General features: G+C 58.5%; 14 protein-coding genes. 9 read left to right on the top strand and 5 right to left on the bottom strand.

What is annotated here, in order from left to right:
* Positions 1-58 precede the first annotated feature (58 nt).
* A complete protein-coding gene (locus ACR0K5_RS02680; RefSeq protein ID WP_480628189.1) occupies positions 59-490 on the top strand; it encodes a hypothetical protein in 432 nt (143 codons plus the stop codon).
* Here the strand turns inward: ACR0K5_RS02680 and ACR0K5_RS02675 are convergent.
* From ACR0K5_RS02675 to glmU, 4 genes are read right to left on the bottom strand one after another with little or no spacing between them, the layout of a single operon-like run.
* The gene (locus ACR0K5_RS02675; protein WP_480628188.1) at positions 478-1,164 is read right to left on the bottom strand and encodes a DNA alkylation repair protein; all 687 of its coding nucleotides are present in this window, start codon (positions 1,162-1,164) and stop codon (positions 478-480) included. The two genes, ACR0K5_RS02680 and ACR0K5_RS02675, sit on opposite strands and share 13 nt — an antisense overlap.
* Positions 1,165-1,169: 5 nt before the next feature.
* Positions 1,170-1,712 (bottom strand): pyridoxamine 5'-phosphate oxidase family protein, encoded by a 543-nt coding sequence (locus tag ACR0K5_RS02670; protein ID WP_480628187.1) that lies wholly within the window; start codon positions 1,710-1,712, stop codon positions 1,170-1,172.
* Between the two features lie 3 nt (positions 1,713-1,715).
* Positions 1,716-3,539, bottom strand: coding sequence for a glutamine--fructose-6-phosphate transaminase (isomerizing) (gene glmS, locus ACR0K5_RS02665; RefSeq protein ID WP_480628186.1), 1,824 nt, complete (start codon positions 3,537-3,539; stop codon positions 1,716-1,718).
* Positions 3,540-3,542: 3 nt separating this feature from the next.
* Positions 3,543-4,895, bottom strand: a complete 1,353-nt coding sequence (gene glmU, locus ACR0K5_RS02660; protein WP_480628185.1) for a bifunctional UDP-N-acetylglucosamine diphosphorylase/glucosamine-1-phosphate N-acetyltransferase GlmU — start codon at positions 4,893-4,895, stop codon at positions 3,543-3,545.
* A gap of 134 nt (positions 4,896-5,029) precedes the next feature.
* Between glmU and ACR0K5_RS02655 the strand changes: the two genes are divergently transcribed.
* The 3 genes from ACR0K5_RS02655 to ACR0K5_RS02645 all read left to right on the top strand — a co-directional run bounded on the left by ACR0K5_RS02655 (position 5,030) and on the right by ACR0K5_RS02645 (position 8,259).
* Positions 5,030-5,701: an HAD-IA family hydrolase gene (locus tag ACR0K5_RS02655; RefSeq protein ID WP_480628184.1), complete on the top strand. Its 672-nt coding sequence runs from the start codon at positions 5,030-5,032 to the stop codon at positions 5,699-5,701.
* A 39-nt stretch (positions 5,702-5,740) separates the two neighbouring features.
* Positions 5,741-6,931, top strand: coding sequence for a DegT/DnrJ/EryC1/StrS family aminotransferase (locus ACR0K5_RS02650; protein WP_480628183.1), 1,191 nt, complete (start codon positions 5,741-5,743; stop codon positions 6,929-6,931).
* 164 nt (positions 6,932-7,095) lie between these two features.
* Complete coding sequence (locus ACR0K5_RS02645) at positions 7,096-8,259, top strand: isovaleryl-CoA dehydrogenase (RefSeq protein ID WP_480628182.1); 1,164 nt, start codon at positions 7,096-7,098, stop codon at positions 8,257-8,259.
* Positions 8,260-8,309: 50 nt separating this feature from the next.
* Here ACR0K5_RS02645 and ACR0K5_RS02640 read toward each other — a convergent pair whose 3' ends face one another.
* Complete coding sequence (locus ACR0K5_RS02640) at positions 8,310-8,909, bottom strand: OmpW/AlkL family protein (protein WP_480628181.1); 600 nt, start codon at positions 8,907-8,909, stop codon at positions 8,310-8,312.
* Positions 8,910-9,042: 133 nt separating this feature from the next.
* Here ACR0K5_RS02640 and ACR0K5_RS02635 point away from each other — a divergent pair, with 133 nt between their 5' ends.
* From ACR0K5_RS02635 to ACR0K5_RS02615, 5 genes are all read left to right on the top strand, one after another.
* A complete protein-coding gene (locus ACR0K5_RS02635; RefSeq protein WP_480628180.1) occupies positions 9,043-10,650 on the top strand; it encodes an AMP-binding protein in 1,608 nt (535 codons plus the stop codon).
* Positions 10,651-10,653: 3 nt separating this feature from the next.
* Complete coding sequence (locus ACR0K5_RS02630) at positions 10,654-11,178, top strand: lysozyme inhibitor LprI family protein (RefSeq protein ID WP_480628179.1); 525 nt, start codon at positions 10,654-10,656, stop codon at positions 11,176-11,178.
* A 93-nt stretch (positions 11,179-11,271) separates the two neighbouring features.
* Positions 11,272-12,876, top strand: a complete 1,605-nt coding sequence (locus tag ACR0K5_RS02625) for a carboxyl transferase domain-containing protein (RefSeq protein WP_480628178.1) — start codon at positions 11,272-11,274, stop codon at positions 12,874-12,876.
* 10 nt (positions 12,877-12,886) lie between these two features.
* Positions 12,887-13,285 (top strand): hypothetical protein, encoded by a 399-nt coding sequence (locus tag ACR0K5_RS02620; RefSeq protein ID WP_480628177.1) that lies wholly within the window; start codon positions 12,887-12,889, stop codon positions 13,283-13,285.
* Positions 13,285-15,219: an acetyl/propionyl/methylcrotonyl-CoA carboxylase subunit alpha gene (locus ACR0K5_RS02615; protein WP_480628176.1), complete on the top strand. Its 1,935-nt coding sequence runs from the start codon at positions 13,285-13,287 to the stop codon at positions 15,217-15,219. Before ACR0K5_RS02620 ends, ACR0K5_RS02615 begins: the two co-directional genes overlap by 1 nt.
* Positions 15,220-15,245 lie beyond the last annotated feature (26 nt).

Below are 15,245 nucleotides of genomic sequence, written 5' to 3'. Positions count from 1 at the left end.
CAAGGGCGAACTGCGCTTTGCGCTGGAACAGATGGGCGCAGGGCTGTAGGTTTCCGGCATGAAGAAAATACTTGTTTTGCTATGTTTGCTGATAACCGGGTGCGACGCGGTACGGTCAACGACTGACCGCGTGTTTGGCGGGGGTGACGCGCCAGCTCCGGCCTCGTCTGAGGCCGAAGCCACGACGGCCGTCACCGAAGAGGTGCTGCAACCTGAGCCGGTTTCCGCGCGCCCGAATTGGGTTGGTGCGAAAACCACTATTGCCGGGCTTGGGGATCCGACCACTCCGGGGCGCTGGATGCAGACACCGCTGGTGGACAGCGAAGTTACGGCGCGTGTCGTGGTTCCCAGAACAGGGGCGCAGGCCTACATCACTTTGGTCCCGGTTTCGGGTCCCGACAGTGGCGGCAGCCGTTTGTCTTTGGACGCCATGAGAGCCTTGTTGGTGCCCTTCGACGAGCTTGTCGAGGTTGAGGTCTACGCCGACTGATTTTTCAGGTATTTACCTGCTTCCCGGCGGGCAAACGGTTTCATGGCATCGCCGTGTATATCCAGAAAAGCGATCACACGCTCCGGGTCGTGTTTGGATAGCTCACGCAGCCACCAGGCGATGGATTTCTGGATGAACCAGTTTCGGTCCGAAACATATCCGGCGGCCCAGCCGAGGATGCGGTCGCGGCGGTGCAGGTCGTGGGGCTTGGGGTGGTTCTGTTTCGTCCAGGGCAGGGTCGCGACAAGGGCCGCGCGCCGGGTCCACATGTGATCGGACGAAGTCCATTGCTCCACTTCGTTCAGCCGTTCAGGATCTGCTGAAAGCCGCTTTTGCATCGCCATACAGGCATGATCGGCAACGGCCCAAGCATCGAAGTCCGGCAACCAGCTTTTGAGCAATGTCCAAGCTGTTTCGTCGGGCCGGATACGCGCCTGGGTCAGAAGTTTGGCTGCGGCAAGGCGGCCTTCGTGAATATCGGTTTTCCAAAGCTCATCCGCCAGTGCGACACGCGCGGGAATATCCAATTCCTGCCGCCACGCTTTGGTCAGGTCGTTGAGAACCGGGTTTGACACGCCCAGATAGGGTCGGTCTACCTTATGATAAGCCGCCATCTGGTCCGCACGCTCTGGGTCTGCGTGGGCTTTGATTTGATCAAGAAAACCGGTCAGCATTTTGATCAGACAGGAACGCCTGTTGGTTTTCCATCAATCGTCTTCCCGTTTTTCTCAACCCAATAGGAACGGATTTCCTCGTCTGATTTTCTATCCACCCATTTTTGCATTGTGTCACGGTCGGATTGGAACTCCATAAAAGGCACGGCATAGCCGCACGAGGTCTGCACCATGTCAATGGACTGGTCATATATCTGTCGGGCACTGCGGTGATTGGGGAAAAGCCCGGCGAGTTCGTCCCAGCCATCATTCCCGACATGCAGGCAGCGGGCCGTTCCATAAGTGCGCAGGATCATCGGGCGTGTGGTGAAGGAACACCACATCAGGGTCATCCTGTCGACCTGTAAAAGATGCCCCGCCGTTTCATTGCCGCTACCTGTCAGGTTTACCCAGACAATGCGGTTTGGCCCCAGTACCCGCAGCGTGTCCATTCCCTTGGGGGAAATATTGACCCGACCCTCAGCCCCGGCGGTACCGACGAAGAACATGTGTTGGTCTTCGATGAACTTTCGGTGGGCGTCTTCAAGCCGCGGAAACTGTTTGGACATGGGTTACTCCACTGTGACCGACTTGGCCAAATTGCGCGGTTGATCCACATCCGTGCCCTTGGCAACGGCCGTATGGTAGGCAAGCAATTGTGCGGGAACCGAGTAGAGGATCGGCGCAAGGCTGGTGTGAATATGCGGCATGCGGATGGTGCTCCAGACACCGTCACCGGCCTCATCAATGCCGTCGTCGTCAGAGACCAGGATCACTTTGCCCTTGCGCGCCATCACTTCTTGCATGTTTGATACGGTCTTGTCGAACACCGTGTCACGGGGTGCCATGACAACGACGGGCATATGTTTGTCGATCAAGGCAATGGGCCCGTGTTTCAACTCACCCGACGCATACCCTTCGGCGTGGATGTAGCTGATTTCCTTGAGCTTCAACGCGCCTTCCATTGCCAGCGGATACATCAGGCCACGGCCCAGAAACAGAACGTCGCGCGCCTCGGAAAGCCGTTGGGCCGCTTTTCGGATCGCCCGGTTCTGATCGAGCGCTGCGTTCAGCACGGACGGCAACCCGCGCAGCGCGGCGGCATGATCGGCGATGTCCTCATCCGTCATCGTGCCCCGGTCTGCTGCGGCCTTGAGCGCCAGCATCAGCAGCACGCTCAGCTGACAGGTGAAGGCTTTGGTCGAAGCCACGCCGATTTCGACACCGGCATGGATCGGCAAGGCGATATCGCTTTCCCGTGCAATCGAGCTTTCGGGCACGTTGACGACCGAAACGATCTTGTCTGCCTTGCCCTCACAGTACCGCAACGCGGCCAGCGTGTCGGCGGTTTCGCCCGACTGGCTGACGAAAAGGGCCAGTGTGCGGTCGGTGATCGGAGGTTCGCGATAGCGGAACTCGCTGGCGATATCGACTTCAACGGGCATCTTCGCCAGTTGTTCGAACCAGTATTTCGCGGTCAGGCAGGCGTAAAACGCGGTGCCGCAGGCCACCATGGTCAGGCGATCCAGCTTGCTGAAATCCAAATTCGTGTCGGGTAGCACAACGTGGTCGCCGCCCGTGGGCAGATAGGATCGGATCGCTTCGGCCACCACGATGGGCTGTTCAGCGATTTCCTTGGCCATGAAGTGTTTGTGTTCGCCTTTGTCGGCCCGCGCATGATCCAGCTTGATCTTGCGCTTTTCACGGTTGGCAAGTTCACCTGCCTCGTTGCGGATTTCCAGCGACGTTCGGGTCAGAACCGCTCTGTCGCCTTCTTCAAGGTATGTGATCTGATTGGTAAGCGGAGCCAGGGCAATGGCGTCAGACCCCACATACATCTCACCATCGCCGTGGCCGATAGCCAGCGGCGATCCCTTGCGGGCAGCCACGATCAGGTCGTCTTCACCGTCGAACAGAAACGCCAGCGCAAAGGCGCCGTCCAACTGGTCGATCGTCTTGAACGCGGCCTCAACCGGAGACAAACCAGAGTTCATATGGTGTTCCGCCATAAGGGCGACCGTTTCCGTGTCGGTTTCGGTCTGAAAGTCGACGCCATGTTCGGCCAGTTCAGCCCGCAGATTGCGATAGTTTTCGACGATGCCATTGTGAACAACCGCCACAGGACCTGCCTTGTGCGGATGCGCATTGTTGACCGACGGGGCACCATGGGTGGCCCAGCGGGTGTGGCCGATGCCTGATTTTCCGGGTAGCGGGTCATGCACCAGCAGGTCGCTGAGGTTGACCAGCTTGCCGACCGCGCGTCGCCGACCCAATGTGCCGTCGTTCACCGTTGCAATCCCGGCACTGTCATAGCCGCGATATTCCAGCCGTTTCAGGGCTTCTACCAGAATAGGGGCCGCTTCGTGCTGCCCCAGAACACCTACAATTCCACACATATCTCAGGCCTCTTTGTCGCGGCGAGCCTTCTTCGCCTTCAACATTTCAAACAATTTACGCGCATATCCGGGTTTGTTTTCCTGCTTGGCACGGGCGACCGCCAGCGCGTCAGGTTCCACATTCTTGGTCACGACGGTGCCTGTCGCGGTCATGCCGCCATCGCCCACAGTGACTGGCGCCACCAACATGGTGTTCGATCCGATAAAGACGTTCTCACCAATGGTGGTCTTGTGTTTCATCACACCGTCGTAGTTACAGGTGATCGTTCCCGCGCCAATATTTGTTGCCGCGCCAACCGAAGCGTCCCCGATATAGCTGAGGTGGTTGACCTTCGCGCCTTCGGCGATTTCGGCGTTCTTGATTTCGACGAAATTGCCAACTCGCGTGTTTTCGGCAAGTTCGGCACCGGGGCGCAGTCGGGCGTAGGGGCCGATGACAGAACCCCGGCTGACATGACAGCCTTCCAAATGGGAAAACGCCCGGATTGTTGTGTCGCTTTCCACCGTGACGCCAGGGCCGAAAACCACGTTGGGTTCGATCACCGTATCACGCCCGACCACCGTATCCGCAGACAGGTACACCGTCTCGGGTGCCATCAGCGTAACGCCCATATCAAGCAGCTCGGCCCGGGCACGCTCCTGAAACACAGCATCGGCAAACGCCAGATCGGCACGAGAGTTCACGCCCAATGTTTGCGCCTCGTCGCAAGCGACTGCAGTGACTTTCAGTCCGCGATTGCGGGCAATTTCAACCACGTCGGTCAGGTAGTATTCACCCGAGGCGTTATCGTTTCCGACCTCATCGATCAACGAGAACAGCAGTTGTGCGTCGCAGGCTAAAAGCCCTGAATTGCAAAATACTATGGCGCGTTCTTCGTCTGATGCGTCTTTAAACTCGACAATGCGTTCCAGCACATTGCCATTCATGACCAATCGGCCATAGCGGGCAGGATCGGCAGCTTCGAACCCCAATATGACCAGATCGTTCTCTGATCGTGCCTCGATCATCCGCTCTAACGTGTCAGGTTGCAGAAACGGGGTGTCGCCGTAAAGAACCACGACATCGCCTTCGAACCCGTCCAGCGCTTGCCGGGCCTTAGCGACTGCATGGGCCGTGCCTAGCTGTTCTTCCTGAACAGCAATCTGCGCCTCTTCATCTTCGCCGTTTGCCACCTTTGCCACAGCTTCGGACCCGTGGCCGGTGACGATCACAGTACGCTCAGGGGACAGGACAGATCCCGCACGCATCGCGTGAACAAGCATCGGAGCGTGAGCGATCGGATGCAGGACTTTGGGAAGATCCGAATTCATCCTGGTGCCTTTCCCGGCGGCGAGGATGACAAGGGCATTGCTCATAAAATCGTTTTCTCTTTGTGTTTTGTTGCCGACCGTTTTATCCGCTGAGGGCAAAGGCGCAAGCCGTTCGGCCATCAAACTAGATTGCCGATTGAAACAGGATACGGCGAAAACCTGCCGAATAAGGGGGCTAAATGCGTACAGTCATTTTCGATCTGGACGGCACTTTGGCGGATACATCGGGCGATTTGCTGGCCGCAGCGAACCATTGTTTTCGCGAAATGGGGCACGGCGATGTGATGGTCCACGGGCCAGATTCCGCTATAGCGCTGCGTGGCGGACGCATGATGTTGACCCACGGGCTAAAGCGTGTCGGAGCCTATGATGAAGAGACAGTGCAGACATATTACCCGGTTCTTCTTGAGGCCTATGCGCAGGATATCGATACCCACACCAGTTTCTATCCCGGTGCATTGCAGGCGGTCGAAATGCTTAGCAATGCGGGATACGGGATTGGCATTTGCACCAACAAACCGGAACATCTGGCCGAATTGTTGCTGACGCGCATGGGGGTGCGGGACCGGTTTGCCTCGCTGGTCGGGGCGGATACGCTGCCGGTGCGTAAACCTGACCCGGCCCCGCTGCGCGAAGCAGCGCGGCGTGCCGGGGGGGATCCCGATTGGTGTGTGCTGATCGGCGACTCGGATACAGATCGCAATACCGCCAGAGCAGCAGGGGTGCCCTCCGTCCTTGTGACTTTCGGACCGTCAGGTGATGACATGGCGGCATTAGAGCCAGAAGCCTTGCTGCATCACTTTGACGATTTGCCTGGCCTCGTACCCAATCTGATCGGTGCGGCTGCGTAAGACCTTGACCGGACCTCTTCGGAGCCCCAGAACAAGACCATGACCGAAATATTCTCTGGTAATTTCACGCAGCAGGAACCCCTTCCGGAAGACGCAATCGAGGCGGCACTGGCCGTTCTGCGCCATGGACGTCTGCATCGCTATAACGTTGCCCCGGGTGAATTGGGGGAAACGGCCCTGCTGGAGCAGGAATTTGCCGCGCAGACGGGCGCCAAATATTGTTTGGCGGTTTCGTCTGGCGGATATGCGCTTGCGACGGCTTTGCGCGCAGTTGGCGTTCAACCCGGCGATCCGGTTCTGACAAACGCCTTCACGCTGGCCCCGGTACCGGGGTCGATTGCCTCAGTCGGTGGGCGGGCAATCTTTGTCGGTGTGACTGAAGATCTGACAATCGATCTGGAGGATCTTGAGAGCAAGCTGGAACAATCCCGTGTCTTGATGCTCAGCCACATGCGCGGACATCTGTGCGACATGGACCGGCTGATGCAGATGTGTGATGCAGCCGGAGTGATGGTGATCGAAGATTGTGCGCATACGATGGGCGCGACCTGGCGTGGCCAGTTGTCAGGGCGGCAGGGCGCAATCGGGTGTTATTCCTGTCAGACCTACAAGCATGTAAACTCGGGCGAGGGGGGCCTGCTGGTCACTGATGACGAGGAGCTGGCCGCCAAGGCTACGATGCTGTCGGGGTCTTACATGTTGTATGAGCGCCATCTGGCGGCTCCGGGTCCCGAAGTGTTCGAGCGGATCAAATACACTACGCCAAACGTCTCCGGCCGGATGGACAACTTGCGCGCGGCGATCTTGCGCCCGCAATTGCGGGACCTCGACCGGCAGGTGGACCGGTGGAACGAGCGCTACCGCGAGATCGAGGCCGGGCTGCGCGGCACTCCGGGTCTAACGATTGTTGAGCGACCCGAGGATGAAACCTATGTTGGGTCTTCAATCCAGTTCCTGCTGCTGGATTGGTCGCCTGAGCGGATTGCCGACGTTATCGACCGTTGTGCGGCACGTGGGGTCGAGTTGAAGTGGTTCGGTGGGGCTGAGCCGACAGGATTCACATCGCGCTATGACAGCTGGCGATATTTTGAAAGCGAACGGATGCCTGAAAGTGACCGGGTTCTGGCGGGCGTTATGGACATGCGTGTGCCCCTGACGTTCTCTCTGGAGGATTGCCGATTGATCGCCCGGATAATCCGGGCGGAAGTGGGGGCGATTTATCAGTCGTGACCACGCGGAGTGCGCCTGCGACGCACGTTCAATCGTTGAAAGCGCCGCCCTTTCCGGGCGGCGTTTTCTGTTTTTGGTCGGGGCTTCACAAAGATTGACCGGCAACAGATTCGCTGCTAAAGATTTATTGAACACTTGTTCATTAAAGCGGAGGGAAGACGCAGATGTTCATGGCCACGATGAAGTTCGATCTGGGTGAGGATGTGAATGCCCTGCGCGAGATGGTGCATCGCTGGGCGCAAGAACGGGTCAAGCCGATGGCGGCCGAGATCGACTCGACGAATGCCTTTCCGAACGAGCTGTGGAAAGAGATGGGAGAGCTTGGCCTGTTGGGTGTTACCGTCCCTGAAGAGTACGGTGGTGCAGGCATGTCCTATCTGGCGCATACGATTGCTGTCGAAGAGGTTGCGCGCGCGTCGGCCTCGGTTTCTCTGTCTTATGGGGCTCATTCCAACCTGTGCGTGAATCAGATCAAGCTGAACGGCAACAATGAGCAGAAGCAGAAATACCTGCCGCGCCTGATTTCGGGTGAACATGTGGGCGCGCTGGCCATGTCAGAGCCTTCGGCCGGGTCGGACGTGGTGTCGATGAAGTTGCGCGCGGAAAAGCGCAACGATCATTACCGCCTGAACGGGAACAAATACTGGATCACCAATGGGCCGGACGCGGATACTCTGGTGGTCTACGCCAAGACAGACCCAGAAGCCGGATCGAAAGGCATCACTGCTTTTCTGATCGAAAAAGAGATGAAGGGTTTTTCGACCTCGCCTCATTTCGACAAGCTGGGGATGCGCGGATCGAACACGGCGGAATTGATCTTTGAAGACGTCGAGGTGCCGTTCGAGAACGTGTTGGGCGAAGAGGGCAAGGGCGTGGCCGTGCTCATGTCTGGTCTGGACTACGAACGCGTGGTTTTGGCCGGGATTGGCACTGGCATCATGGCCGCCTGTCTGGACGAAGTGATGCCCTATATGGCCGAGCGCAAACAGTTCGGCAAACCTATCGGCAGCTTCCAACTGATGCAGGGCAAGATCGCCGACATGTACACGGCAATGAATTCGGCGCGGGCCTATGTCTATGAGGTCGCCAAGGCGTGCGATCGGGGCGACGTGACCCGGCAGGATGCGGCGGCTTGCTGCCTATACGCCTCGGAACAGGCGATGGTTCAGGCGCATCAGGCGGTTCAGGCGCTGGGTGGGGCGGGGTTCCTGTCGGATTCACCGGTCAGCCGGATTTTCCGGGACGCCAAGCTGATGGAAATCGGTGCAGGCACCAGCGAGATTCGCCGGATGCTGATCGGCCGTGAAATGATGAACGAAATGCTCTGAGGAAAAACGCCCCGCAGACGAGGGAACTGCGAGGCGCTTTGGTAATGGAATCAGAACTGATGGACGTAGGAAACACCGACCAGCCAAGGATCGATTTCTGCTGTGCCGATTGGGACACCGCCGAGCGAGACATCCGAGTCGATGTCGAACCAGCGTACGTTCAGACGGATGGCACCTGCTTCGGTGACCATATAATCCAGACCGGCCTGCAGCGCGAGGCCGACGGAATTGTCCAGCTTAAGACCAGGGGTCTCTTCGTCGAAGAAGATCGTGTAGTTCACACCAGCGCCGACATACGGTTTCCACACGCTGTTGGTCGGAAAGTGATAGTTCAACGACAGGGTGGGCGGCAAGTGTTTGACGTCGCCGACGTCAAGGCTTCCGCCAAGGGTGATATCGTGCTTGAATGGCAGCGCCGCCAGAAGTTCGATGCCCAGGTTGTCGCGAACAAAATACTCTGCGGTAAAGATCGGGCGGGTGTTGGAACCGACTTCGGCGTAGGTATTCGCGACAGTGCCATTGTCCGACTTCGGGTCCAGGTAGCCGACACCGATGCCAAGCGTCCAGTCCCCTTGCGACTGGGCCAAAGCCGGAGCGGCCAGAGCGACCAACGCGGTAGACAGCGTCAAAGCGGCGAGTTTCTTTGTCATATTCGTGCCTTTGGTTATGTTGATGTTCGTGGTTTGGCAAAGGCGGCATTCGACAACTCTGATCTGCATCAAGTTTGCGTGAGGAACTCATGTGAAGTCGCGCTGCGAAGCACCAGGAAAACAAGGGGATTTCATGGTGCTAGACGCTGAGCGCATACCGGGTTTGCGTCCAGGTGGAACCTGGGACCTGCCGGAGCGGCTGAACATGGCGCAGCAGTGTCTGAGCCATTCGGGCGACCAGGTGGCGCTTGTTGATCTGACCGGATCGGACCAGCGGCTTATAAGATACGGGCAATTGTCGCAAATGACCGACGATATCGCCCGCGCGCTGCTGCGTCGCGTGCAACCTGGGGATCGCATCGGCGTTTTGCTGAGCCAGTCGCCGTGGTGCGCTGCGGCGCATCTGGCGATCTGGAAGATCGGTGCGATCTCGGTGCCGCTGTTCAAACTGTTCAAGCGGGATGCGCTGCGGTCGCGGGCTGGCGATGCAGGCGTTCAGATCGTGCTGACTGATGCCGAAGGGGCGGATCTGCTGGGCGATTTGTCTGAACCTCTGATTGCATCTGAAATTGGCGAGGCGGGTCCGGCTGTGCCATTTGCCACGACCGGGCCTGAAGATCCGGCTGCGTTGATCTATACCTCGGGCACCACCGGCAGCCCGAAGGGCGCGCTGCATGGGCACCGGGTTCTGACCGGGCATCTGCCGGGTGTCTCGATCAGCCACAATCACCTGCGCAAAGGGGACTGCCTGTGGACGCCGGCGGATTGGGCGTGGATCGGCGGGCTGTTCGATGTTCTGATGCCGGGGCTGGCGCTGGGTATCCCGGTTGTCGCGGCACGGCTTGAGAAGTTCACCCCCGAAGCCTGCGCCGATATCATTGCACGGGGAGAGGTGCGGAATGTCTTCTTCCCGCCAACCGCGCTGCGTATGCTCAAGGCCGCGGATCAGGCGATCCCCGGATTGCGCTCGGTTGCGTCCGGGGGGGAACCGCTGGGGGCCGAGATGCTGGCCTGGGGTCAAAAGGCGTTCGGTCTGACGATCAACGAATTCTATGGCCAGACCGAATGCAACATGGTCGTATCTTCTTGCGCCGAGGATTTCCCCGTGCAGCCCGGGTGCATTGGCAAACCGGTGCCGGGGCATGAGGTGGCGGTGATCGACGAGGACGGCAACCCAACGACCGACGACGAGGGCGACGTGGCGATCCGGCGCGGGTCCGCCTCGATGATGCTGGAGTACTGGAACCGGCCCGAGGCGACGGCTGAGAAGTTCCGGGGCGACTGGCTGATCACCGGAGACAGAGGTGTTTGGGAAGGCGACTACCTGCGCTTTGTTGGTCGTGATGATGACGTGATCACTTCAGCCGGATACCGTATCGGCCCGGCTGAGATTGAGGATTGCCTGCTGACCCACCCTGCGGTGGCGACGGTTGGCGTGGTCGGCAAGCCCGACCCGCTGAGGACCGAGATTGTAAAGGCCTATGTGGTGTTGAAGCCGGGGGCCGAGGCGGCGGAGCGCGAGTTGCAGGATTGGGTCAAAGACCGTCTGGCGCATTATTCCTATCCGCGTGAGGTGGCGTTTCTCGAGGAGCTGCCGATGACGGTGACGGGGAAGGTGATCCGCAAGGAGTTGAAAGCAAGGGCGATTAAAGAAAAAGCTGATTCAACCAAAGAGGGAATTGATGCTGTGGACGAAGCAACATACTCCTCTGTTACTCATCAATCCAATAAGGAAAAGTAATAAATGAGAGCCTCAATCTCTTCCATTGTGTTCAGTGTCTTCGGTCTTGTTTCCGCTGCAGCTGTCGCCCAGCCGTTGCAAACGATTGAGGATTTCGATTCTGAAACACACCTAAACATGACAGAGTGTTTTAACTGGGAATACTCGGACCAACTCACTTGTTTTGAGCAAGCCATGAGGCGCTGCTACCGGTTCACGCAAAACCTCGGTACAGCTGGCGGTGCTTACTATTGTAGCTATGCGGCTTTCGATGAGATCGATGCGAAATTAAATGAAGTCTATCCAGTCTACTTGGCTGCCGCGCGAAACAACGCCTATGGCTCTGACGGTGTCTCTGAAAGCAAAGAAATGTTGGTATCCGCTCAAAGAGCTTGGATCAATTACCGTGATGCAATGTGCGAAATAGAGGCGAGTTGGAATGCAATTAACTCGGGATACGACGCAGTAAGAGCCGATTGCATGTCAAGGCTTACGCTCATGCAAATGCAAACGCTTCAGTTTGAGTTGGGTGGGTTTATCCACGATTAATGAGGGCATCATTTCGTGGGTTGGATCGTGATGATTTGACCCTCGAAGCAAGAAGCCTTTGGATCTTCGAACAGGGAATGGGATCGTACTGATATGAAACTCACATCCAAAGCCATGCCCGCCTCTGAGGGCTTCAAGACAAACCGCGCGGCCCATCTCGACGCGTTGGCCCAAATCTCAGCCGCTGCCGAAGGGGCCCGTATGGGGGGCGGGGAGAAATCCCGGGCGCGGCATGAATCCCGTGGCAAGATGCTGCCTCGGCGTCGGGTGGCGAACCTGCTCGATCCAGGGTCTCCGTTTCTGGAAATCGGCGCGACGGCGGCGCATGGGATGTATGGCGATGCGGCCCCGGCGGCGGGTGTCATCGCGGGCATTGGCCGGGTGCAGGGGCGCGAGGTCATGGTGGTGTGCAATGACGCCACCGTGAAGGGCGGCACCTATTATCCGATGACGGTCAAGAAACACCTGCGCGCGCAGGAGATTGCCGAGGAAAACCATCTGCCCTGCATCTATCTGGTCGATAGCGGCGGCGCGAACCTGCCCAATCAGGATGAGGTTTTCCCAGACCGCGACCATTTTGGCCGCATCTTCTATAACCAAGCACGGATGAGCGCGAAGGGTATCCCTCAGATCGCTGTGGTCATGGGCTCCTGCACGGCGGGTGGGGCTTATGTTCCGGCGATGTCGGATGTGACAATCATCGTGAAAGAGCAGGGTACGATCTTTCTGGCCGGGCCACCTCTGGTCAAGGCTGCGACCGGTGAGGTTGTCAGCGCCGAAGACCTGGGCGGCGGCGATGTACATACTCGTCTGTCCGGCGTGGCGGATTATCTGGCCGAGGATGACGCCCACGCGCTGGCCCTTGCGCGCCGCGCGGTTGCTTCGCTGAACCTGCGCCGGCCGCAGACCGTGGACTGGGCCAACCCCGAAGATCCGGCATATGACCCCGACGAGATTCTGGGTGTTGTTCCCGCCGACCTGCGTACCCCGTATGACATTCGCGAAGTAATCGCGCGACTTGTCGACGGTTCGCGTTTTGATGAGTTCAAGCCCCGCTTTGGTGAGACGCTGGTGACCGGTTTTGCCCATGTCAAGGGCTGCCCGGTTGGCATCATCGCCAACAACGGCGTGCTGTTCTCGGAGGCGGCGCAGAAGGGCGCTCATTTCGTTGAGCTATGTTCTCAGCGTAACATCCCGTTGGTCTTCCTGCAGAACATCACCGGCTTCATGGTTGGTCGCAAATACGAAAACGAAGGCATCGCGCGGCATGGAGCCAAGATGGTGACGGCTGTTGCCACGACGAATGTCCCCAAAATCACCATGCTGGTCGGTGGCTCGTTCGGGGCTGGGAACTACGGTATGGCGGGGCGGGCCTATCAGCCGCGATTTCTGTGGACCTGGCCGAATTCGAGGATCTCGGTCATGGGCGGCGAGCAGGCGGCGGGCGTGCTGGCCACTGTCAAACGCGACGGGATAGAACGGCAGGGCGGTGCCTGGTCTGCCGAGGAAGAGGCCGAATTCAAGCGCCCGACGCTGGAGATGTTCGAGGAGCAATCGCACCCGCTCTACGCCTCGGCCCGGTTGTGGGACGACGGCATCATCGACCCGCGCAAAAGCCGCGACGTGCTGGCCCTGTCGCTGAGTGCTGCTCTGAACGCACCGATTGAGGAGACACGTTTCGGCGTGTTCCGGATGTGAGAAGATACCCATGAGCGAACTTTCAAAAGATAAACTTGCCTATCTTTGGGTGGAGCACAGCAACAAAATGTGGCGTACAGTCTATGCCACACCCATTATCGCGGTGCCCGTCATTGCTGGTTGGTTCGCCCTTTTAAGGGAAGGTGAAGCAACATTGTCATTTCTGACGGCGTTTCTGGGAATGCTGTTGATGATCGTGCAATGGGCAATCATTACTCGGATGGCACAGTTTGATGGCGCGCTTCTGGGTGCACTAAAAGCTGACCTGCCGGATTTCGGCGCACCAGTGCTCAGGCTGAACGGAAGGCTACTGGCACAATCAGTGCCCTTCCTCCTGCTAGTGATTTTTTTCTTGCTAGCAATTGTTTCGTTCACTTTTCCAATTGCCGAAACAGGTGGAGGCGCGTGATGTTCAACAAAATCCTGATTGCCAACCGGGGCGAGATCGCCTGTCGGGTGATGGAAACCGCTCAGAAGATGGGTGTGTCCTGCGTTGCTGTTTATTCGGATGCGGACGCCGTAGCAAAGCATGTGCAGATGGCGGATGAGGCGGTGCATATCGGCGGCGCAGCTCCGGCCGAGAGCTATTTGAAGGGCGATGTGATCATTCAGGCCGCGCTGGATACCGGCGCGCAGGCGATCCATCCCGGTTACGGCTTTCTGTCCGAGAACCCCGACTTCGTAGATGCCGTGCAGGCGGCGGGGCTAACGTTCATCGGCCCCTCGGCGGATGCGATCCGCAAGATGGGTCTAAAGGATGCAGCCAAGGTTCTGATGGAAGAGGCTGGCGTGCCCGTAGTGCCAGGCTATCATGGCGATAATCAGGATCCGGAACATCTGGCGGGCGCCGCAGACACCATCGGTTACCCCGTTTTGATCAAGGCGGTTGCGGGTGGCGGCGGCAAAGGGATGCGGCTGGTCGAACGAGCCAGCGATTTCCGCCCCGCATTGGACAGTGCACGGGGCGAAGCCAGGACAGCTTTTGGCAATGATGCCGTATTGGTCGAGAAATTTGTCGCCAAACCCCGGCACATCGAAGTTCAGGTCTTTGGCGATGGCACCCATGCGGTGCATTTGTTCGAACGCGACTGTTCACTGCAACGCCGTCATCAGAAGGTGATCGAAGAGGCACCGGCCCCGGGCATGACGTCTGAGATGCGCGAAGCGATGGGACAGGCCGGAGTGCGCGCAGCTGAAGCCATTGGCTATAAAGGCGCAGGCACGGTGGAGTTCATCGTCGATGCCTCTGACGGACTGCGCCCCGACAGGTTCTGGTTCATGGAGATGAACACGCGCCTTCAGGTGGAGCATCCGGTAACAGAGGCCATCACGGAGATCGATCTGGTTGAATGGCAATTGCGTGTTGCAGCGGGTGAAAGCCTGCCGAAGCAGCAGGAAGACCTGTCGATCTCTGGCCATTCGTTTGAGGCCCGTCTTTATGCCGAGGACGTGCCGAAAGGGTTCTTACCTGCAACGGGAACGCTCACTCATCTGGTTTTCCCCGCCAATTGTCGCGCTGACAGCGGCGTGCGGGCCGGGGACACGATCAGCCCGTGGTACGACCCGATGATCGCCAAAGTGGTCGTACATGGCGCGACACGTGCTGTTGCGCTTGAGACGTTGAACCGGGTGCTGCAGCAGACCGAAGTTGCGGGAACCGTTACAAACCTGGCCTTTCTGGGCGCGTTAACGCGTCACGAAGGATTTGCCTCGGGCGATGTGGATACAGGGCTGATCGGACGTGATCTTGAAGCGTTGGTGCAGGAACCTGTGCCATCGGCTGCTACGGCAGTCGCGGCTGCGATGACTGCACTGGATCTAGTGGATGTTGGAACTGAAACCGGGTTTTCGCTCTGGGCTCCGCTGCATCGCGCTGTGCAATTGTCCAATCGCGATGAAGTATTGGAATTGGACGTGCAGGTCGACGGGCCGGATCGTCAGATTTGGCAGCTTGGCGAAGATCGCGTTGTTGCGGAACGTGCCGTCGGGTGCTGGGTGCTGAACGGTGCGCCGATGCCTCGTGTCGCGGCAAACAACGGTACGCTGACGGTTTTCACCACCCACGGTCAGAGCTTCGACGTTATCGACCCGCTGGACCGCGATGCCAGCGCGACCGGCGACACCAATGTGATCGAAGCTCCTATGCCTGGTCTGGTCAAGGCAGTCTTTGCCACAGCCGGACAAACCGTACAGGAAGGCGATCGTCTGGCCATTTTGGAAGCGATGAAGATGGAGCATTCTCTGCTTGCGGCGCGGGACGGGATCGTTGCCGAAGTGCTGGTCGAGGACGGTGCGCAGGTCGAAGCCGGGGCTGCCTTGGTGAGGTTGGAGGAAGAAGCTTGATCTGTACCCGCGCAACGCGGCGTGGC

It is taken from the genome of Ruegeria sp. AB9 (genome assembly GCF_056542585.1).
This window is presented reverse-complemented; position numbering and strand designations above follow the sequence as displayed.